The 19477-nt window shown below is 51.1% G+C and carries 25 protein-coding genes; 7 read left to right on the forward strand and 18 right to left on the reverse strand.

The window, feature by feature from the left end:
• Nucleotides 1–12: 12 nt before the first annotated feature.
• Both ACYVIY_RS02830 and ACYVIY_RS02835 read right to left on the reverse strand, forming a co-directional pair.
• Nucleotides 13–615 carry a D-glycero-alpha-D-manno-heptose-1,7-bisphosphate 7-phosphatase gene (locus tag ACYVIY_RS02830; protein ID WP_460974743.1) on the reverse strand — a complete coding sequence of 201 codons (603 nt, stop codon included), beginning with the start codon at nucleotides 613–615 and terminating at the stop codon, nucleotides 13–15.
• Nucleotides 616–668: 53 nt separating this feature from the next.
• On the reverse strand, nucleotides 669–1991 hold the full coding sequence (locus ACYVIY_RS02835) for a glycosyltransferase family 4 protein (RefSeq protein WP_460974744.1): 1323 nt from the start codon (nucleotides 1989–1991) through the stop codon (nucleotides 669–671).
• Nucleotides 1992–2269: 278 nt separating this feature from the next.
• On the opposite strand from ACYVIY_RS02835, the gene ACYVIY_RS02840 reads away from it, so the two are divergent.
• A complete protein-coding gene (locus ACYVIY_RS02840) occupies nucleotides 2270–3022 on the forward strand; it encodes an SDR family NAD(P)-dependent oxidoreductase (protein WP_460974745.1) in 753 nt (250 codons plus the stop codon).
• A gap of 109 nt (nucleotides 3023–3131) precedes the next feature.
• The gene (locus ACYVIY_RS02845; protein ID WP_460974746.1) at nucleotides 3132–4097 is read left to right on the forward strand and encodes a nitrilase family protein; all 966 of its coding nucleotides are present in this window, start codon (nucleotides 3132–3134) and stop codon (nucleotides 4095–4097) included.
• Nucleotides 4098–4140: 43 nt separating this feature from the next.
• Here the strand turns inward: ACYVIY_RS02845 and ACYVIY_RS02850 are convergent, their stop codons facing one another.
• From ACYVIY_RS02850 to ACYVIY_RS02875, 6 genes are all read right to left on the reverse strand, one after another.
• Nucleotides 4141–4824, reverse strand: a complete 684-nt coding sequence (locus ACYVIY_RS02850; RefSeq protein ID WP_460974747.1) for an alpha/beta hydrolase — start codon at nucleotides 4822–4824, stop codon at nucleotides 4141–4143.
• A gap of 5 nt (nucleotides 4825–4829) precedes the next feature.
• Nucleotides 4830–5363, reverse strand: coding sequence for a DUF4442 domain-containing protein (locus ACYVIY_RS02855; RefSeq protein ID WP_460974748.1), 534 nt, complete (start codon nucleotides 5361–5363; stop codon nucleotides 4830–4832).
• An 8-nt stretch (nucleotides 5364–5371) separates the two neighbouring features.
• Entirely contained in the window at nucleotides 5372–5836 is a 465-nt protein-coding gene (locus tag ACYVIY_RS02860; protein WP_460974749.1) for a DinB family protein, read from the reverse strand.
• A 16-nt stretch (nucleotides 5837–5852) separates the two neighbouring features.
• On the reverse strand, nucleotides 5853–6260 hold the full coding sequence (locus tag ACYVIY_RS02865; RefSeq protein ID WP_460974750.1) for a MarR family winged helix-turn-helix transcriptional regulator: 408 nt from the start codon (nucleotides 6258–6260) through the stop codon (nucleotides 5853–5855).
• Between the two features lie 90 nt (nucleotides 6261–6350).
• The gene (locus ACYVIY_RS02870) at nucleotides 6351–7343 is read right to left on the reverse strand and encodes a bile acid:sodium symporter family protein (RefSeq protein WP_460974751.1); all 993 of its coding nucleotides are present in this window, start codon (nucleotides 7341–7343) and stop codon (nucleotides 6351–6353) included.
• 85 nt (nucleotides 7344–7428) lie between these two features.
• Complete coding sequence (locus tag ACYVIY_RS02875; protein WP_460974752.1) at nucleotides 7429–8382, reverse strand: Ppx/GppA phosphatase family protein; 954 nt, start codon at nucleotides 8380–8382, stop codon at nucleotides 7429–7431.
• A gap of 56 nt (nucleotides 8383–8438) precedes the next feature.
• Here ACYVIY_RS02875 and rpsU point away from each other — a divergent pair, with 56 nt between their 5' ends.
• From rpsU to ACYVIY_RS02890, 3 genes are all read left to right on the forward strand, one after another.
• The gene (rpsU, locus tag ACYVIY_RS02880; RefSeq protein WP_460974753.1) at nucleotides 8439–8636 is read left to right on the forward strand and encodes a 30S ribosomal protein S21; all 198 of its coding nucleotides are present in this window, start codon (nucleotides 8439–8441) and stop codon (nucleotides 8634–8636) included.
• A 220-nt stretch (nucleotides 8637–8856) separates the two neighbouring features.
• Nucleotides 8857–9771 (forward strand): tyrosine-type recombinase/integrase, encoded by a 915-nt coding sequence (locus tag ACYVIY_RS02885; RefSeq protein ID WP_460974754.1) that lies wholly within the window; start codon nucleotides 8857–8859, stop codon nucleotides 9769–9771.
• Between the two features lie 82 nt (nucleotides 9772–9853).
• Nucleotides 9854–10528, forward strand: a complete 675-nt coding sequence (locus ACYVIY_RS02890; protein WP_460974755.1) for an EboA domain-containing protein — start codon at nucleotides 9854–9856, stop codon at nucleotides 10526–10528.
• Between the two features lie 26 nt (nucleotides 10529–10554).
• Here the strand turns inward: ACYVIY_RS02890 and ACYVIY_RS02895 are convergent, their stop codons facing one another.
• Both ACYVIY_RS02895 and ACYVIY_RS02900 read right to left on the reverse strand, forming a co-directional pair.
• Nucleotides 10555–11232, reverse strand: a complete 678-nt coding sequence (locus ACYVIY_RS02895) for a hypothetical protein (protein WP_460974756.1) — start codon at nucleotides 11230–11232, stop codon at nucleotides 10555–10557.
• A 4-nt stretch (nucleotides 11233–11236) separates the two neighbouring features.
• Entirely contained in the window at nucleotides 11237–11908 is a 672-nt protein-coding gene (locus tag ACYVIY_RS02900) for a DUF4136 domain-containing protein (RefSeq protein WP_460974757.1), read from the reverse strand.
• A gap of 164 nt (nucleotides 11909–12072) precedes the next feature.
• Between ACYVIY_RS02900 and ACYVIY_RS02905 the strand changes: the two genes are divergently transcribed.
• Complete coding sequence (locus tag ACYVIY_RS02905) at nucleotides 12073–13005, forward strand: TatD family hydrolase (protein ID WP_460974758.1); 933 nt, start codon at nucleotides 12073–12075, stop codon at nucleotides 13003–13005.
• Between the two features lie 73 nt (nucleotides 13006–13078).
• Complete coding sequence (eboC, locus tag ACYVIY_RS02910; RefSeq protein ID WP_460974759.1) at nucleotides 13079–13957, forward strand: UbiA-like protein EboC; 879 nt, start codon at nucleotides 13079–13081, stop codon at nucleotides 13955–13957.
• Between the two features lie 53 nt (nucleotides 13958–14010).
• On the opposite strand, the gene ACYVIY_RS02915 is transcribed toward eboC, so the two are convergent.
• The 8 genes from ACYVIY_RS02915 to sufC form a co-directional block, all read right to left on the reverse strand.
• Nucleotides 14011–14442, reverse strand: a complete 432-nt coding sequence (locus tag ACYVIY_RS02915) for a BrxA/BrxB family bacilliredoxin (protein ID WP_460974760.1) — start codon at nucleotides 14440–14442, stop codon at nucleotides 14011–14013.
• A 58-nt stretch (nucleotides 14443–14500) separates the two neighbouring features.
• On the reverse strand, nucleotides 14501–14812 hold the full coding sequence (locus ACYVIY_RS02920; protein ID WP_460974761.1) for a DUF59 domain-containing protein: 312 nt from the start codon (nucleotides 14810–14812) through the stop codon (nucleotides 14501–14503).
• A gap of 17 nt (nucleotides 14813–14829) precedes the next feature.
• Nucleotides 14830–15261 (reverse strand): SufE family protein, encoded by a 432-nt coding sequence (locus ACYVIY_RS02925; RefSeq protein WP_460974762.1) that lies wholly within the window; start codon nucleotides 15259–15261, stop codon nucleotides 14830–14832.
• Nucleotides 15262–15263: 2 nt separating this feature from the next.
• Nucleotides 15264–15545, reverse strand: a complete 282-nt coding sequence (locus ACYVIY_RS02930) for a type II toxin-antitoxin system RelE/ParE family toxin (protein WP_460974763.1) — start codon at nucleotides 15543–15545, stop codon at nucleotides 15264–15266.
• Nucleotides 15545–15763, reverse strand: coding sequence for a hypothetical protein (locus ACYVIY_RS02935; protein ID WP_460974764.1), 219 nt, complete (start codon nucleotides 15761–15763; stop codon nucleotides 15545–15547). Before ACYVIY_RS02935 ends, ACYVIY_RS02930 begins: the two co-directional genes overlap by 1 nt.
• An 18-nt stretch (nucleotides 15764–15781) precedes the next feature.
• Complete coding sequence (locus ACYVIY_RS02940; protein WP_460974765.1) at nucleotides 15782–17020, reverse strand: SufS family cysteine desulfurase; 1239 nt, start codon at nucleotides 17018–17020, stop codon at nucleotides 15782–15784.
• A 142-nt stretch (nucleotides 17021–17162) separates the two neighbouring features.
• Nucleotides 17163–18488, reverse strand: a complete 1326-nt coding sequence (sufD, locus tag ACYVIY_RS02945; RefSeq protein ID WP_460974766.1) for a Fe-S cluster assembly protein SufD — start codon at nucleotides 18486–18488, stop codon at nucleotides 17163–17165.
• A 104-nt stretch (nucleotides 18489–18592) separates the two neighbouring features.
• A complete protein-coding gene (gene sufC / locus ACYVIY_RS02950) occupies nucleotides 18593–19345 on the reverse strand; it encodes a Fe-S cluster assembly ATPase SufC (RefSeq protein WP_460974767.1) in 753 nt (250 codons plus the stop codon).
• Between the last annotated feature and the right edge of the window lie 132 nt (nucleotides 19346–19477).

Below are 19477 nucleotides of genomic sequence, written 5' to 3' on the forward strand. Positions count from 1 at the left end.
TTAGGTAACTGCCTACAAAGACGTACTCGTCAGTTGTTGGCTTGTCATTGGGCGGAGGGGAGTCGTTTCAAGAATCACCGTGGCCGCTTCTTCTAAATTTTGTACTACGCTGGTGGGCGTGCGGTAAGGGCCGGGTTGCCATTCCGTTTCGTGACCACGGTCGACCAGAATCGAACGGCACCCCGCCCGGTTTCCCGCTTCAACATCGTTCAGAATATCCCCGATCATCCACGAGACTGACAGGTCAATGGCGTATGTGTTGGCGGCATCGAGTAACATCCCCGGTTTTGGTTTACGACGATCGCAATCAATGGCGTAGGCCTCAACCGTTCCGGCGGGATGATTGGGGCAATATTCAAACCCATCCAGTTTCACCGCGAATGGACTGAGTAACTCATTCAGTCGATTAAAGACAGCTTCCAATGCATCTTCCACGAAATACCCCTTGGCTACCCCTGCCTGATTGGACACGACCAGCAGCTGATAGCCTGCCCGTTGTAGCCGTTGCAGTGCCGGTCCCGTCTCGGGGTAGAGCGTAATCAAATTGGGGTCAGCGTTGTAGGGAATATCTGGAATAAGCGTTCCGTCTTTATCCAGAAAAATGGCTGGCCGCATGTTATCCAAGGTATCTGTTCACGATAGGTGAAAAGGTTGTTTCTAAAACCACCCTAATTTTTTGAGGCAGCAATCACCGACGTCGGTATTGAACTCGGGGTTGGCAACACCGTTCGACGCTGCATCTTGCCGGGCGCTAGTTGCCCCGATAAAATCAACTCGTACAGGTTGGCCGTTTGATGAGCTACCGCCAGCCAGGTATAATGCTCCTGAACGTGCTGGATCGAAGCTTCACTCATTACGTTGCGTAGCTTTTTACTGTACAACAACGCGGCCAGCTTAGCGGCCAGCGCCGATGGATCATTGGGAGGCACCAGAAACCCGGTTTCGCCGTCCAGTACGGTCTGCTTTATGCCGCCTACCGCTGAGCCAACCACCGGTGTCCCACAAGCCATCGCTTCGAGGGGGGTGATACCAAACGGTTCGTACCAGGGCGTAGTGACAAATACATCCGCTGCGCTATAGTAGTACCGTAACGTTTCGCGCTGCCGCCGACCCGTAAACGTCACCCACTGAGCAACCCCTTCGTCCTCCGCCAGTTGTTGCAACCGGCCGATTTCGGGCGTCAGGTCCGGGTCGGGGAGGTCGGATTCGCCCCCGACAATCAACAGCCGGGCAACCATGCCGTACGTCCGACGCAGATACCCTAACGCCTTAACTACGTTATCGACGCCTTTGCGGGGCACAATCCGGCCGAGTTGAAGAATAACCGGCTCTGTTGGGTCAAGGCCAAGGACAATCCGGGCTAACTGTTTATCAATCGGGTAAAATTCTTCAGGATTAAAACCGTTTGGAATGGTGAAAATTTTGGCGGCATCCGCTTCGTAAAAATGACACAGATCATCACGATCCTGCGGACACAGGGCTATCAACGCATCAGCTTCCTGGATAACCCGCTGTTCGACATTTAGCCGTTCGGGCGGAAATTGATCACACTGCCCCTGAATCTGTTTGCGCACCTCGCCCAAGGCATGAAAGGTGACGGCAAAAGGAATCGACAACGCCCGTTTGATATTAGCTGCTACCAGACCCGACATAAAAAAATGCGCGTGAATCAACTTATACGGCTCAGTCTGACGCTCCATGAACTGAATCGTGTGTTCCGTAAATTCGTCCATGTAGTACAGAAGTTCTTCTTTCGGGACAAACGTTTTCGGACCGGCCTGTATATGAACGATGTGGACATTCTCTTTCCAGGAAACAATTTCGGGTTGATTGGAGTCGTCCCAGCGTGTAAACACGTCAACTGCGTATCCCAGCTTTGCCAGATGGCTGGCAAGTTCGGCTACGGCAATATTTTGTCCGCCTGCATCCACTCCACCTACCAGCGCTAACGGCGATGCGTGCTCACTAATTAAAGCTAATCTGCATTTCATTGAGTAGTTCCATCCGGGGCTTGATGCCCGCTCGGAGGATAGTCTTCTAACGTGATGTACTAAGAATAGTTAAGTCAGCGGAGCATCAGGAAGTGTTTATGTTCAGTTTTTGAGCCAACGGCCCAGCCTCTTTTTAGATTTAAAAATCTGAATGTATGTGCATAGGAAATTGGCTAAATCAGCCCGTAAACTATGAATCGCTACCGGCTGATTTTATAAAATTGCAGGGCTTGGAATGCGCTTTATCTTTGTGAAATCGTCTTTACTGCCTTCTGTTTATGTCTCGTATTGCACTTATCACCGGGGCTACATCCGGTATTGGCCGGGCTACCGCCGAAGCCTTCGCTACGCTCAACTATTCCTTGATTCTCTGCGGCCGTCGTCAGGAGCGGCTCGATGAATTATCCGCTCAGCTAGGGCAGAAAACGGACGTAACGACTCTTCAATTTGACGTTCGCAACCGGGAGGACGTAGAACAGGCAATCAGTACGCTGCCCGACGCGTGGAAGGCCATTGATATTCTGGTGAATAATGCCGGTAATGCCCACGGTATGTCGCCGATTCAGGATGGTGACCCGGCCGACTGGGACCTGATGATCGACGGGAACGTACAGGGATTGCTGTATGTCTCGAAAGCCGTTATTCCGGGCATGATCGAGCGGAAACAGGGGCACATCGTTAATTTAAGTTCTATTGCCGGTAAGCAGACGTACGCCAACGGAGCTGTTTACTGCGCCAGTAAAGCGGCCGTGGAAGCACTTAGTACGGGTATGCGGCTGGACCTCACACAGCATGGAATTAAAGTGACCAATATTGCGCCAGGGGCGGTTGAAACTGAGTTTTCGGTGGTTCGATTCAAAGGCGACACGGAGCGGGCGGCTAAAGTATATGAAGGGTTTTCGCCACTCACGGCGACGGATATTGCCGATACGATCGTATATGCGGTAACGGCTCCGGCTCACGTTACCATTGCCGATCTGACGATTCTGGCCAGCGCTCAGGCCGCAGCTACGGTAATTCACCGGCAGTAAGCGAAAGCCCCCCGGTTTAGTCGTTTAGCCACTTAAAAGTCCTTTCGAACGGAGCCGGCTGGTTGGGGCACGATGGTTTAGTGGGTGATAAAGAAATTAATATCGTGTTATGCAAACCCTTAAGATTGCTACCGCTCAGTTCGAGAACGCAAGCGGTGATAAAGACTATAACTTAAGCGTCATTAGCGAGTTAGCTGCCAAAGCGGCCCGACAAGGGGCGCAGGTGGTGGCGTTTCACGAGTGTTCGGTGACGGGCTATACGTTTGCGCGGAATTTGTCCAGAGAACAAATGCTGGAGCTGGCCGAGCCTATTCCCGACGGAAAAAGTATCCAGGCCCTTACGCAGATTGCCCGCGACAATGACATTGTGGTGCTGGCCGGACTATTCGAGAAAGATGCCGATGACCAGCTTTTTAAAGCGTACGTCTGTGTCGATAAAAACGGGCTGGTGGCTAAGTACCGCAAATTACACCCGTTCATCAATCCGCATCTGCTGCCCGGCGATCAATACGTCGTGTTTGACCTCTACGGCTGGAAATGCGGTATCCTGATCTGTTACGACAATAACGTAGTGGAGAACGTGCGGGCTACGGCGCTGCTAGGAGCCGACATTATTTTCATGCCGCACGTAACGATGCTGACCCCATCGACCCGGCCGGGTGCCGGGTTCGCTGATCCGAATCTGTGGTACAACCGCGAAACCGATCCGACTTCGCTACGTCTGGAATTCGATGGAATGAAAGGCCGGGCCTGGCTGATGAAATGGCTGCCCGCCCGCGCTTACGATAATGGCATATACGTTGTGTTCGCCAACCCAATCGGCATGGACGACGACCAACTCAAAAATGGCTGTTCGATGATTCTCGATCCGTTTGGCGATATTCTTGCCGAATGTCGTGAGCTGGGTGACGATGTGGTTGTGGCTACCTGTACACCCGATAAACTTCAGAAAGCGGGTGGCTACCGGTACCGGAAAGCCCGGCGTCCGGACTTATACAAGGACATCATTGGGCAGGAACACGAGCCGGAACAGAAAGTGGTCTGGCTGAACGCTGACGATAATCCCGCTACGTAATTGTCAAAATCCCGGATCGGCCTCAACCGGCTGACTTGGGATTTTACCCTTTATCTGTCTGCTTCCCGATCAGGTTAGTAAGTACCGTAGGTTCTACACGGTGCCCACCCTCGTAGGCGGTTAGTTTTAGCTGGGGCAAATCGATCTGAAGTCGTCGTAGATAGCCTTCGGTATCATCGAGCTGCACCATATATTCATCCTGATGGCCGTATACGTAATGCGTGTCAACCCCAGCCAGCCGGGCCGGATTTATGAGCTCTGCTGCTCCATTCGGGAAATAGCCAGCCCATAGGATCAGCCGATCAATCGGCATCAGACTCGCTGACAGCCAGCGGCAGGCGGTTGCGGCACCCTGCGAAAATCCCAGTAACGTAATGTGCAAGGGCGGACGCACCGGAACGGACGGGTCTGAATTGCCCAGAATAGATGTATATAAGGTATTCAGGTAGTGAACGAAGTCATTGATTTCGTGCTGCTTGTCTTCGCGGGTTAGCCACGACGCGCCAACTCGGTCGTACTGGCCATTCAGGTACGAGCGCGACAAGCCCTCCGGCACCACAATGAGTGTGTGACCGTCGTCCAGACTCGTAAACTTCCGGCTGAAATATTGCGCCAACTGGCCGAAACCATGTAAACAAAACCAGACATGCGTCGTCTGGTCGTTGAGTTCGCCGATGGTGAAATAGCGGGCGGTACGTTGCACCGTCAGGTGGTGGTCGAGGGCCATGCTTACTAGGGTTTATGAAACCGCGACCGTTGCCGATCTCCTTTGCGCTGCTCGTAGTGTTGTTTGTCGGCGACGTAACAAAGCCGCTCGATCTCGGCGTACACCGTGCCCGTGGCATCTTTCCACTGCAATGTAAAGGTTCGCTCCGTCTGACCGTTAGCCGCTACGTCCTGCCGGATGGCATCGATATCCGCGTCCGTAATCAGATAGCTGGCGTAGAGCGTAACGCGGGCTGGTTTCCGGAACCGAATATTGCCCGCTTTGTCCCAAACAACGTAGCGTGACCCCAAAATCCGCAGCAGCATGAGCATGTAGAACGGATCGGCGGCCGCAAACAGGCTTCCACCGAAGATCGTGCCGACGTAGTTATACGTCCAGATGTTTCGCCGTAACCGCAGATGAACTTCGCGTGAATCGCCTGACCAGAACAGAATTTTACCACCCGTTCCGAAGAACATCGGGTACCAGTTCATCAGCGTCCGGAAGCGCCAGGTTTTGAACGACTCGCTGCGGCTCGTTTGCAGAAAAGACGGTAGCATGGCGTTGCTCAGGCTGCGTATAACTCAAATACCTGCCCTTTTTTGATGGCCTGGGCGATCTGCCCCGCGTGATACGAATTATGGTGCATCAGAAAGGACAACACGCTCATCCGCGAGGTCTCGCCAAAAGGTGAAGGGATTAGTTCAGCCCATTGCGCATCGCTGGTTTGCCGAATGTGCTCCGCAATCATCGCGTAGCTTTCGCTAACCAGTTGCCGTACTGACTCCAGATCGAGGGGATTGCCGACGTCCGAAACACCACCTGTCGCCTGCGTATCGATGGTGACTGCCCGCCCAAACAGCATTTTGGCAAAGTGGTGCATGGTTTCAGCGGTGTGAAGGGCGATAAAGCCAGCCGAAGCAGTTGCGGGTGTCAGGCGATTGCGGTAGTTCTCCAGCGTCAGTTTCTGGATCGGTCCGGTGGCTGAAGCTTGGTTTAGCTGCCAGAGCTGGGTTAAGAGTTCAGATGTCATACGAATTGATGGCGGATTAAGAATTGGGTTTTTGTAAAAGCTTATTGGAGAAAACAGAAAGACCCTCGACGGCTTCGCGGCCCAGCTCCTCGTGAACCTGCGCGTTCAGCACCTTCCAGATCTTATGGCAGCGTTTGGCCAACTGCGTGCCTGTTTCGGTTAAAAACAGACCTTTCCGGCGGTTATCCGTTAGCCAGCCGTTCCGTTGGAGCAACTGTACGTCCCGGCTCATAGCTGATTTTTCGATCTGCAATGCCTTCGACAGTTCAGCTTGTTTAATACCCGGTTTGGCGAAGATGTGCATCAGTAGTCCAGCCTGAGCGAATGTAACGCCTTCTGCCGCGAAAGCGTCGTTGTAGCGGCCAGTTACAATCCGTGCTAACCTACGAAGCCGACCTGCGATACAATACGTTTCCGGATTCATAGCGTAAACTTGGGTAAATAAAGTTGTATATACAACTTTATTGGTAAAAAATAGTGCCCCATCCGGTGGAGGGGCACCTAATCTAATTCATTAAGCTGCTGTTTGCGGAGTCGATGCTGACGGTACAGAAACTTCTTTCGGTGGCCGTTGGCTCCAGAACGTAGCCAGCAACGAACCTGTGGTGTTCATGATCGGGCCGAAGAGGGCAGGGGCGAGACCGACAGTGGCTACTTTGCCCATTTGCACAGCAATGCCTGAGGCTAAGCCGCCATTTTGCAGACCTACTTCGATGGCAACAGTCCGGCTGCTTTGTTCGTCCATACCGAACAGGCGGGCGCTCCAGTAGCCTAGGAAAAAGCCGGTCAGGTTATGAATCAGCACGCACAGAGCCAGCGTCCAGCCTACGGTGAGCAGGCTGTCACGACCAGCAGCCGTAATGATGGCGACGATCAACACGATGCCCGCCATAGAAATTAAGGGCATAACCCGATTAATAACCACGGCTGACTTATGGAAAATGCGGTTTAAGATCAGGCCAACCACGACGGGAAGAATAACGATCTCGGTGATGTGGATCATCATGTCCCAGAACCGGATCTCGATGAACTGACCGGCCAGCAATTTCATCAGCGCAGGCATCAGGAACGGCGCAAGCAGGGTCGCTAAGGTCGTAATGGTGATCGAGAGGGGTACGTTGGCTTTGGCGATGTAACACATGACGTTCGATGCCAACCCACTCGGTGAGCAGCCGATCAGCACAACGCCAGCCGCAATTTCGGGCGGGAAATTAAATACGTTGGCCAGTGTGAAACCCAATAGGGGCATAATCATGAAGTGGCACGACACGCCAATAAGTACTGCCCGAGGCTGTTTGATTACCCCTTCAAAATCTTTGATTGACATGGTAGTACCCATGCCCAGCATAATGATTTGCAGTAAGGGAACAATTAATCGTTTCAACTGAAAATCACCGATCTGGGTGAAAGGCCCCGGAAATGCCAGAGCTGTAGCTACGGCCGCAATGATTAAAGCGGTGTAGATCAGGTTGCGGTACGACGAACGTTCGTTTGTTTCAGCTTTCATAGAGTCAGCCTGGGTGGCCACGTCCAGGCAGGGAAGAATTACGCGGCTGGATGTGGCTATCCAGGCTCCTATTAAAAGCGTTTACTCAGGCCAAGCTACTCAAAACCCCTTCTTTTAATGAATACGTTGAGGTTCTGATGTGAAGAATATCATACGTTTTCAGGACGTAGTCAATGAGGCATACGGCCACAACGATCATGTCGACCCGCAACTCGATCATGCCCGGAATTTGCATGCGCTCCTCGCTGTTTCGGCTGATAAGCTGTTCGTACGCGCGGTAGAACTCGGTAACCGGTAATGCAAAGGCGGTTTGGTCGGCGGGGGGCAGGTGCCCCTGCTCGTGCATGAACCACATATCAACGAGCGTATCGAATGTGCCCGATGACCCAACCAGCACGGCAGGCAGATACTGGTGAATGGCATTGGCCAAGGGCAACAGCTGCTCTTGAAAATAACTATGCAACCGGTTGATGCTACCTGGGGTAATCGGGTCGGAACGGTCGGAATGCCGAACCACCGGCGCTCCGGGCATAAAGCGCTCGAGAAGCCGCTGCCCGCCAATTTCAAAACTTTGTTTCCAGAACATGCGGTTCTGATCACCCAGAATAAATTCGACGCTCCCTCCACCAATGTCTATGACGAGGGCGATTTGGTCGTCGAGCGCGCCAGCGGCCCGAACGCCTTTGTAGATGTATTCAGCCTCCTGATCGCCCGAGATAACCTGGATTGAAATACCGGTTGCGTCACGAATCCGGTCGATAAACTCCTGTTGGTTGCGGGCTACCCGAATGGCACTGGTCCCGATGGCGGCAACGTGTTCGGGCGCTACGTTATGTTGATGCAGCACTTCCCGAAAATAGGTCAGTACGGTGATAGCCCGTTCAATACCATCCTGGGTGATAATGCCTTGATTGATACCCGCCTGGCCGATCTTTGCCGGGCGGCTTTCGCGGAATAACGTTTGGTAGGCTGTTTCCTGTTTTTCGACAATGAGCAGGTGAAATGTATTCGTGCCTAAGTCAATAATGGCTTGCTTCATAGCTGCAAATCTATTACCTTTGCTACCCGTTTTAGCTAAAACACAATATTTAACACATGCTTATCATTAACGTAAAAGACAACGAGTCGATTGACAAGGCCCTGAAGCGCTTCAAAAAGAAGTTCGAAAAAACGGGCGTGTTGCGGCAGTTGCGGGCGCGGACGGCTTTCCAAAAACCGTCGGTAAAGCGTCGCACCGAGATCATCAAAGCTGCCTACAAGGAGCGGATGTACGGTAACCACACGGAGCAATAGAGGCCACCCATCTGAGCGTCGGCCTGGCCGGAATTGATTTGTGGTGTGCAGTTAGCCGGACATTGTTGAATGCGCAGTCAGCAATATAACCGAGGCTAACCAAGAGATAAGAGCAGCAGGCAGTGATGTTTGCTGCTTTTTTATTGCCCCCTGTTTACTGCAAAAGCACAGTAAAATAAAGTAGCTTTGTTTACGTCTCAATCGGCGCTCAGCTTCAGTTATGAATCCAACCGAACAGTCCTTAACGGCCGATTTTCTTCAGCATATCCGCTACGAAAAGCGACTAAGTCACCATACATTAACAGCCTACACCAACGATCTGGAGCAGTTCAGTACGTTTCTGGCCGCCGAATGTAACCTTGGTCAACCGGAGAAGGCCGATTTTCGCCATATCCGTTCCTGGATTGTGAGTTTGGTTGAAGGCGGCATGGACAAATCGTCGGTGAATCGCAAGATCGCTACGTTACGTAGCTTTTATGGATATCTGCTCCGGCAGAAACGTATCGATGCCGATCCGACGACGAAGGTGCAGGCCCTGAAGGCCAGTAAAAAGCTGCCGATTTACGTCGAGGAAAAGCCGATGGAGACTTTACTGAACGAAGTCGATTTTCCGGATACGTTCGAAGGGGTGCGGGATAAGTTAGTGCTCGAACTACTGTACGGAACGGGGATTCGGTTAAGCGAGCTCATCAGCCTGAAAACGGCGGATGTGAATCTGTACGACCGGACTATTCTTGTTCTCGGAAAGCGTAATAAGCACCGCGTTGTACCCTTAACCCAGCCGCTTTTCGAGTTAATTCAGCAATACAATCAGTCAAAAGAAAAGGAGTTCTCAGGCCAGGCCGATGCCGTATACCTGATCGTGAGTGATAAAGGCGTGGCCGCATATCCGGTGCTGATCCAGCGTATCGTTAAACGGCACCTCGACCTGGTTACGACTCTAGAAAAAAAGAGCCCGCACGTCTTGCGCCACAGTTTCGCTACGCATCTGCTGAACCGGGGAGCAGACTTGAACGCCATCAAAGACCTGCTCGGCCACAGTAGTCTGGCCGCTACCCAAATCTATACGCATACGAGTTTAGAGCAGTTGAAAAAAACCTACGATCAGGCGCATCCGAAAGCGAAACTAAAGTAAGATGGGCGCTGGTTCGTGTTTATAACGCATAAAGGGCACAGGATCGAGATACTGTCCGTGCCACCGTTCGTACCTTTGCGCTATGAATATTTTGTCTATGAGCCAAACGCTGTTCTACCTGATCGAACAGCAACCTGATTCAGAAAAAGCGGTTTCTTACCTGCAGCAACAGGCCGATTCGTTTCAGGCAAATCCACAAACGTCGCTCTTTTACCGGGTCTTTACCGCCATGCCCCGTTTTGTGGGCAAGCGGCCCATTGACGTACCACAGGATATTAATTTTGCGCTGGAACGTATCCGGCCCGGCTTTACCGTAACCGGCTGGACGCTGGATCGCCTGGCCCGCGTGTGGTGGTTGCTGCAGCTGCCTGCCGACGATCAGGCCAGTTACGTCAAAACGATTACTGAGTTATTCAGAGCGGGTGAACTGAACGAACTCGTGGCGTTGTATTCGGCTTTGCCCGTGCTGGCGCACCCGGAGGCCTGGCGTTTTCAGGCAACGGAAGGGATTCGCAACAACATCGCCGATGTGCAGTCGGCCATCATGCTACACAATCCGTATCCTGCCGACTACTTCGACGAAGCCGCCTGGAATCAGCTCATTATGAAAGCGTTTTTTACGGATAAGGACGTAACGCAAATCATTGGCCTGGACGAGCGTAAAAACGCCCGACTAGCCAGAACGCTCGCCGATTATGCGGCTGAACGTCGGGCTGCCGGGCGTAGTTTACCACCGAACATTGAACGACTTATGTAACGCGGACGGTCCGTGTTACGTTATCCCTAATACCACCGATACACGATTCCAGCAGATAGCAGGAGGGAGGGGCTGTTGTTCTTCAGGAGATCATAATTGAAGAACACCTGCTGATACTGAGCCTGAATCTCGGCGCCGAAGCCCTGCTCACGCTTGCCGTAGTATTTAACCCCAATCGAAGGCGCAATGGCGGCTTTAAAGCCGTTCTGCTGGTCGGCCAACGTACCGAAGAAATTGGTGTAATCGACGAAAGCGCCACCGCCCGCCATTTGAACGTAGGGGCGAATGGCTGCGGCATTATCGGCAAAGTAATACGATAGCGATGCCATGGCCGGAATAACCGTTAGCGTACGGGTTTGTACGGCCGACACCTCCTGTCCGCTATTGCCCGATACAAAGCTGTATACCTGCCGACCCAGGCGTTGCTGATTGTACTGGTAACCCGTTTTGAGACCTATCGAAAACCGCTGCGGGAAGAGCCATTCACCTTCTAAGGCAAAATTGGCGGGTGATATCCGGTCAATATAGCCTTTTGTACCACCAAGTGGAACGGATACCCCGTAACGCGCGGCAAAATTGAACGTTACGTATTGTTGATAGGGCGAGGCCAGTATGCCTGCGTATTCGTCGCGGTCTGGCGTGTCCTGAGCCCCGGCCGCCGTAGCTAGTGTAACCAGAGCAATTAATGTGAGTATGCGTTTCATGATATTAACGAGCTGCCTGTAAGTAAGGAGATTGATTGAATATAGCGGTTAAAGCCTGGTCAACCGCTTCGGCGTTGGGAACATCAGTACCCCGAATGGTGGCGTCATAAATGACGTTTAACTGAGGCTGCTGGTTGGTACCCGTAGCGGGCCGATTTTTTAGGTCAACGATCTGGATCTCCCAGTACTGATCGCTGACCTGATACGTATAATACGATGGATAGTACGGATAATAGCTGCCAAATCCTCCGAATCCACCACCGTACCAGTAATTGGAATAATACGAACCATACGGGTCGACGCCTACGCCGGTGTACCGATTGTTTACCCGAATCACGGCAACACCCAGATCAGCCGTCTGTCCCTGATTCGCCCGCTGAAAGCCACGGCTGGTCAGCGCATTGGCGACACCCGAGATAAAGCGACCCTCAACCGTTCCCAGCGAGGTTTGATAACCCGTGTTAGATTCAATAACCACCGAATCGGGCAGGCTAAAGGTGCGGTATTGACTGAAATTCACCGACCGGTCGTAGTTTGTAATATAAACCGGATTATCGGCGGGGCTCAGTTCTTTTAGCGCATTCTCCCGGCAGCTGGTCATTCCACTCAGAATTGTTGCCAGCAGAACTGCGTAGAGGCTTATTCGTTTTTGCTTTAGCTGTTGAAGCGTTCTCATAAGTCAATTGTTGTTTAACTATCTATAAAACGAATAGAGTTATCGGAGGTTTACACGAATTGCATTAGAATTTGCTTAAAGGAGGGTAAGGGTCGTACTCGTATTTTTGTTGAACTTTGCTCGCCCTTAGTGGTGGGTTTATTGATTACTCTAGAGAAGAACCTATGGATTTTATGGACTCTATCCGTGGTATGTCGTTTTTTGACATGCACGTTCACATGACTTCCCGCACGACCGACGATTATCAGGCTATGGCTGATGCTGGTGTCGTGGCTATGATTGAACCGGCCTTCTGGCTGGGGCAACCGCGTACGGGCGTCGACTCGTTTCGGGATTATTTTGCCAGTCTGGTCGGTTGGGAGCGGTTCCGGGCCTCGCAGTTCGGAATTCGGCATTATTGCACCATTGGTCTCAATTCGAAAGAAGCGAATCAGGAAGAATTAGCCGAGCAGGTTATGGAAATTCTGCCGCTTTTCATCTATAAAGAAGGGGTGGTTGGTGTTGGTGAAATCGGGTTTGACGATCAAACAGCGGCTGAGGATAAGTACTACCGGGCACAACTGGAATTGGCTAAAGAAGCGAATCTGCCTGTCCAGATCCATACGCCCCATCGGGATAAAAAACAAGGTACCAGCCGTAGCATGGACATTGCCATTGAGCATGGTATTGATCCAGGTATGGTCATTGTTGATCATAATAATGAGGAAACGGTACGTGAAGTGCTGGATCGGGGGTTCTGGGCTGGCTTCACAATTTACCCATTTACGAAGATGGGCAATGAACGTATGGTCGAGATTGTCAAGCAGTACGGTCCCGAGCGAATTATGATTAACTCGGCTGCTGATTGGGGGATTAGCGATCCGTTGGCTGTTCCTAAAACGGCTGCTTTGATGAAACAGCACGGTATTTCGGAGGAAGCCATCCGGTTGGTGACGTTTACGAATGCCGTTACGGCCTTTGCACAAAGCGGTCAGCTAAGTCTGGAAGAGTTAACGCAACCGATGAGTATCGACCAGAGCCAGCGCTACAACGGTAGCTCCGTATTACGTGGTGGTCAGGCTCCTCGAGTTGATAAAGAGTCAACGATAATTAAATAATCATTGAGCGAATGAGCGAATGAGTGATTAGGCGGAAGCTATTCACTCATTCGCTTATTCACTCAATCACTCAATGAAACTAAAAGCCCTCATTTCTCTCACCCGCCCGGCTAACCTGGTAACGGCTATCGCCGATGTATTAGCGGGTATGGCTATCGCTGGTTATTTCTTAAACGAAGCACCTCCGGCACCGCCTGTGGGCTGGCTTTCTTTGGCAACCGTATGCCTGTATGGTGGAGGGGTTGTTTTTAACGATGTATTCGATGCTGAGTTAGATGCCATCGAACGGCCAGAACGGCCAATTCCGAGTGGCGTAGTCAGCAAACAGACCGCGACTATTCTCGGCACGGTTCTTCTCGTAATCGGTATTATGGCCTCCTTTCTGGTCAATCAGGTGGCTGGGTTATTAGCCGTGAGTATCGCTGTGGCCTCATTAGTTTATGATCGCTACGGTAAACATCATAATTTACTTGGACCTATAAATATGGGTCTCTGTCGTGGATTGAATCTATTGCTAGGTATAAGCATTCTGCCCGATCAGGTCTTTCCCTGGCTTTGGGTGGGCCTCGTACCCATTGTCTACATCGCAGCTATTACCATGATCAGCCGTGGCGAGGTACACGGTGGTAGTCCGATAACGTTGCGGGCGGCTGGCATTCTTTACGCCTTGGTTATCGGCTGTGTAGCTGCACTGGCCCAACGTCAACAGCAATTGGGTACTGCATTGCCGTTTCTCCTGTTGTTCGGTTACTACATATTTCCGCCCCTCTGGCGGGCTGTTCGCGAGCCGATTGGTCGAAATATTGGCATGGCTGTAAAAGCAGGGGTATTGTCGCTGATTGTGATGAATGCCGCCTGGGTAGCGGCCTTTGCCCCATTTCCGCTAGCGATGCTGGTCTTTTGCCTGTTACCGCTGTCGCGGTTATTAGCAAAAGTTTTCGCCGTCACTTAAGCAAAAGCCCCGCTAGTGATAGCGGGGCTTTTGCTTTTTTTATAGGATACCCGTTAGGCGTTGGCAGGAGTACAAAACTCTTCGAGCGCCATTTCAAGGTGCTGCGCAATCATCTGTGCTGACCGGCCTTCGATGTGGTGCCGCTCAATGAAGTGAACCAGTTCACCATCCTTGAAAATACCAATCGCTGGTGATGATGGCGGATAAGGAAGCAGGTACTCCCGCATTTTGGCCGTAGCCTCAACGTCGCCACCCGCAAAAACGGTGACCATTTTATCGGGCTTCACAGGACTAGCTGCTAAAGCCGCTTTCACGCCTGGGCGGGCGGCTCCGGCTGCGCAACCGCAAACCGAATTGACCACCACCAGCGTGGTGCCCTTTGCGTTCTCCATTGTGTTCACTACGTCGTCTGGAGTCGTTAATTCTTCGAACCCAACGCTGGTCAGGTCTTCCCGCATTGGGACAAGCAAATGAGGAGGATACATAGTTGATTTATGAATTTTGAATTACGATATACAATGTAAAGTATTTAAGGCTCAAGCATTACATAAAGCCCAGCTCTAACTTTGCTACTTCCGACATCAGTTCGGTTGAGTACGGGGGATCAAACGTGAGCTCAACACTAACGTCGTTAACGCCCTCGATGGCCCGAACTTTCTCTTCAATCTCGGCTGGTATTGAACCGGCCGAAGGGCAGGAGGGGGAGGTCAACGTCATCAGAATATAGACGTTGTTGACCGGAAATATTTTGATGTCATAAATCAGCCCTAATTCATATACGTCCACCGGAATTTCGGGATCATATACGCCTTTTAGCGCCATTACAACTTGTTCTTTCAGTTCAGCTTCATTCATTGTAGGAAGTCTTTAGGTTATGAATGACTTTTTTCGGTATAAATCCGGCCGTAGGCTTTCATGCGTTCAATCATCGACGCCAGACCGCCCGCCCGTAACGAGGTGATCAGGTTGCCCATGCCAACTCGTGGTATGAAATACAAATCAGCATTGGCAATATCCTCTGGTTTTTCGCCGGAAAGTACCCGAATCAGTAAGCTGATGAGGCCTTTGGATATCTGGGCAGTAGGTTCAGCATCACCGTAAAAATGCAGATTGTCGCCTTTGAGTTCGGCGTCTACCCAAACCTTCGACTGACAACCCATGATCCGGTTCTCGTCCGTCTTCGCTGACTCCGACATAGGCGGTAGCTTCTTGCCCAGATCAATAATGTATTGCGTCTTGTCGAGTTGATCCTCGAACAAGTCGAATTCTTCTATAATCTCGTCCTGTTTCTCGTTAATAGTCATGCCTAGAGTTTACCTAATTGGCTAGCTTGATGACGAACGGCCAGTATCTTCAATGTGTCTTCCTGAGTGCTGTAAACAATTCTGTACCGCCCTACAAATACTTCGCAGATAAACGAAATGTTGAAGTCCGGTACAATTCGACCCATCCCGGGGGAGCGTTCGATCAACTCTAATTTCTTTTCAAGTTCATTGAGCCATTCTTCCGCTAAAGCAACAGACTGGTCGAGTAAATACGTATAAATATCCCGGACTTCTTCTTTTGCGGATTCTTTCCAGGCAATCATTATCTACGCTGACGTTCAGCTATTTTCTGATCCTTTAGCTGACCAAGTTCCCGCATAACCTGCTCATGGGGCACTTCAGTTGATTCGCGTAATCGGCTTTCTATCAACTTGATGAACAGAATTCGCTCGATCAGGTCTTCCGAGGAAACTTTATCCGGTAATTCGCTTAAGCTGGCAATTACCTGATTTTTATCTAATAAAATCTCATCAGGAAACATGATGGTAAGGTTTAGCAATTACGACATCATTTTCTGCACTCGGCGCAGCCCTTGAACAAGCTTGTCGACCTCGTCTCTGGTGTTATAAACGGCAAACGACGCCCGGGTAGTTCCGGCAATGCCAAAGCGATGCATCAGTGGCTGGGTGCAATGGTGACCCGTGCGTACGGCAATGCCCTGCTGGTCGAGAATCACGCCGATGTCCTGGTGGTGGATACCGTCCATAACCCACGAAATCACGCCAATCTTGTTTTTCGCCTGACCAATAATGCGCAGACCGTCCAGCTCGCTGAGCTGTTCGGTCGCATACTGAAGCAAATCATGCTCATGGGCAGCAATGTTCTCTTTGCCCAGATTTGCCATATACTCTAACGCTGTTTTCACCGCTACTACGTCGGCGATGTTGGGCGTACCAGCTTCAAATTTATACGGAATGTCGTTATACGTCGTTTTCTCGAACGTAACTTCTTTGATCATTTCGCCCCCGCCCCGGTAAGGTGGCATCGCGTCCAGAATCGCTTTCTTGCCATACAAAACGCCCATACCCGTCGGACCGTAGAGCTTATGCGCAGAGAAGACGTAAAAATCGGTGTCAAGCGCCTGTACGTCGAGATCAAGGTGTGAGCTGGCCTGTGCCCCGTCAATCAGCACGACTGCGCCTACGGCATGTGCTTTGTCGATAATGGTTTTAACCGGATTAATCGTGCCCAGCGAGTTCGATACGTGAACGACCGAAACGAACTTAGTACGTTCGGAAAGCAGCTTTTCGTATTCTTCCAGGATAAGCTCACCCTGATCGTCAACCGGAATCACACGTAGTACACAGCCCCGCTCTTCGCACAGCATCTGCCAGGGAACAATGTTCGAATGGTGTTCCATACCGGAAATGATGATCTCATCGCCTTCGCCCAGGAACCGGCGACCGTAGGTCTGAGCGACCAGATTGATGCCATCCGTCGTACCGTACGTAAAGATGATTTCTTCCCAGTGCTTGGCGTTAAGGAACTGTTGGATGGCCCGGCGCGACGCTTCAAAGGCAGCAGTTGCCTGCTCCGCGAGGTGGTGAATGCCCCGGTGAATATTTGCGTTATACCCCTCGTAATAGCGGGTCAACGCATTAATGACTGGTATAGGCTTCTGATTGGTGGCTGCGTTGTCAAAATAGACCAGCGGCCGACCGTTAACCTCCTGGTCGAGGACTGGAAAATCACGGCGGATTTGCTGAATATCTAACGTACTATCTATTGCCGATTGCATACGAAGTCGTGAAGGTTGTACTATATAGACAACAAATCAGGTGGGGGAAAGGTGCGTTGTGGGCAACAATGAGTAATGGCCAATCAAGAATGTAATCGCCTAGCCTGGTTTACATTCTTAATTGACCATCTGTATTGAACCACTATTTCGTCAGTTTCTGCGTAACCACCCGTTCCAGGTATTCGCGGATCGACTGAATCTTGATCTGACTTAAAACGTCCTGCGAGAACGCGTAGAGCAGAAGCGTCTGCGCATCGGCTTTGGGAATCCCCCGCGACCGCATGTAGAACAAAGCCTCGTCGTTGAGCTGACCCGTGGTGGTGCCATGTGAGCACTTTACATCGTCAGCGAAGATTTCCAGCTGAGGCTTGGTATTCATCGACGCGCCCGGCGACAGTACTACGTTTTTACACGACTGATAGGCATTGGTTTTCTGCGCGTCAGGACGAACGTAGATTTTACCGTTGAAAACGCCTGTGCTGTTATCGTCCAGTATGCCTTTGTATAGCTCGTTGCTGTAGGAGTTAGGCATCGCGTGATCGACAAGTGTATGGTTATCGACGTGCTGACGGCCATTCGGCATGTATAACCCGTACATGAAAGCCTCGGCGTATTGACCGCCAAGCACAATGTTCAGGTTGTTGCGGACGAAGTTTCCGTTGAGCGTTACCGTTGCCGAATAGAAATGGCTGTTTTCGGTTTGGCTGACCTGCGTTGTCCCGATATGATACGCTTTTTCCGTCTCATCCTGAACTTTGTAGTACTGCATTCGGGCGTCGCGGTCGAGTACGATTTCGGTAACGACGTTGACAAAACTTGACCGTTGACCCAGCGTGCGGTAGGATTCAGCCACCATGACCTCCGCGTTCTTACCAACAATAACCAGGTTGCGGGGTTGAGACGCTACGTTGGCTTCGCGGGCATCGGTAATAAAGCGCAAAATGATCGGCTGCTCAACGGTGGCGTTCGCCGGTACCCGAATAACAACTCCGTCGCTGGCCAGCGCGGTGTTTAGGGCCGTGAAGGCATTATCCTGGTAGTCGGCGTAACGCGCAAAGTGCGATCCGATGAAATCAGGTTCTGTTTTCAGGGCTTCGGCCAGATTTGTTATCTGAACCTGTTCCGCCGGGCTGATAATTTTAGACAGCTCGGGTTTGTAAACGCCGTTGACAAAATACAGTACGTTGCCATCAAGGTTAGGAATTTCCAGCAGCGCAAGGTCTGAGGCCGAAAACGTCGATTGGCTGTCGAGCTCAAAAGCCTCTTTCAACAGACTGCTGACGTTCGAGTATTTCCATTCTTCGTGACGGATCGTCGGAAAGCCCAGCAGCTCAAACTGCTTCAGAGCTGCCCGACGAACCTGATGAAGCGGAGTTTTGCTTTCTCCGTTCATGCGTTCTTCGTTGGTTCGGAAGGCCGCCAGTAACTGGTCTTTAAACTCGTTATAAGAGGAGTAAGAAGGAGTCATAGTTGGTTGTCATTAAGTGGTCATTCAAAGGTCGTCAGCTAGTCATTTCTTGTTCGTGTACCTAAAATGACTACGTAATGACGATACATGACAGCAAATGACGATTAGATTTCAACTTCGGCTTTGATCCAGTCGTACCCTTTCTCTTCGAGTTCGAGGGCCAGTTCTTTCGGACCAGACTTTACAATGCGACCTTTGTACAGCACGTGTACGTAATCAGGCACGATGTAATCAAGTAAGCGCTGATAGTGCGTTACCACGATCGTTGCCCGTTCGGGGGAACGTAGTTTGTTTACACCATCGGCGACAATCCGCAGGGCGTCGATGTCGAGGCCGGAGTCAGTTTCATCCAAGATCGCCAGTTTCGGTTCGAGCATGGCCATCTGAAAAATCTCGTTCCGTTTCTTCTCGCCACCCGAAAATCCTTCATTCAGCGAACGGCTCAACAGCGACTGGTCGATGTTCACCAACTTCATTTTTTCTTTCATCAGTTTCAGAAACTGCACCGCATCGAGGGGCTCCTGCCCATGATACTTGCGAATTTCGTTCATGGCTGTTTTCAGAAAGTTGGTTGTGCTAACCCCCGGAATTTCAATCGGGTACTGAAAGGCGAGGAAAATTCCTTCGGCGGCCCGTTCTTCGGGCGACATATCGAGTAAGTCTTTCCCTTCGAACAAGACGCTGCCGCCCGTTACGTCATAATCTTCACGACCTGCCAACACGGAGGCTAACGTACTCTTACCGGCCCCATTAGGACCCATAATAGCGTGAACCTCACCGGCATTGACCTCCAGGTTGAGACCGTTAAGTATTTGTTTGTCCCCAATAGAGGCTTGTAAATTGCTGATGGATAACATAATAGGTTGTATCGTGACGGCACAAATAAAGCCGCAAAGTTAACAGAGGAAATGGTATCTGTCCTGATACGTTAACAAAATCAGGAAGTTAAAAGTTGACTCGGCTAAGCTTATTCTTGAAAAGCCGATTGG

The organism is Spirosoma knui, assembly GCF_054780635.1.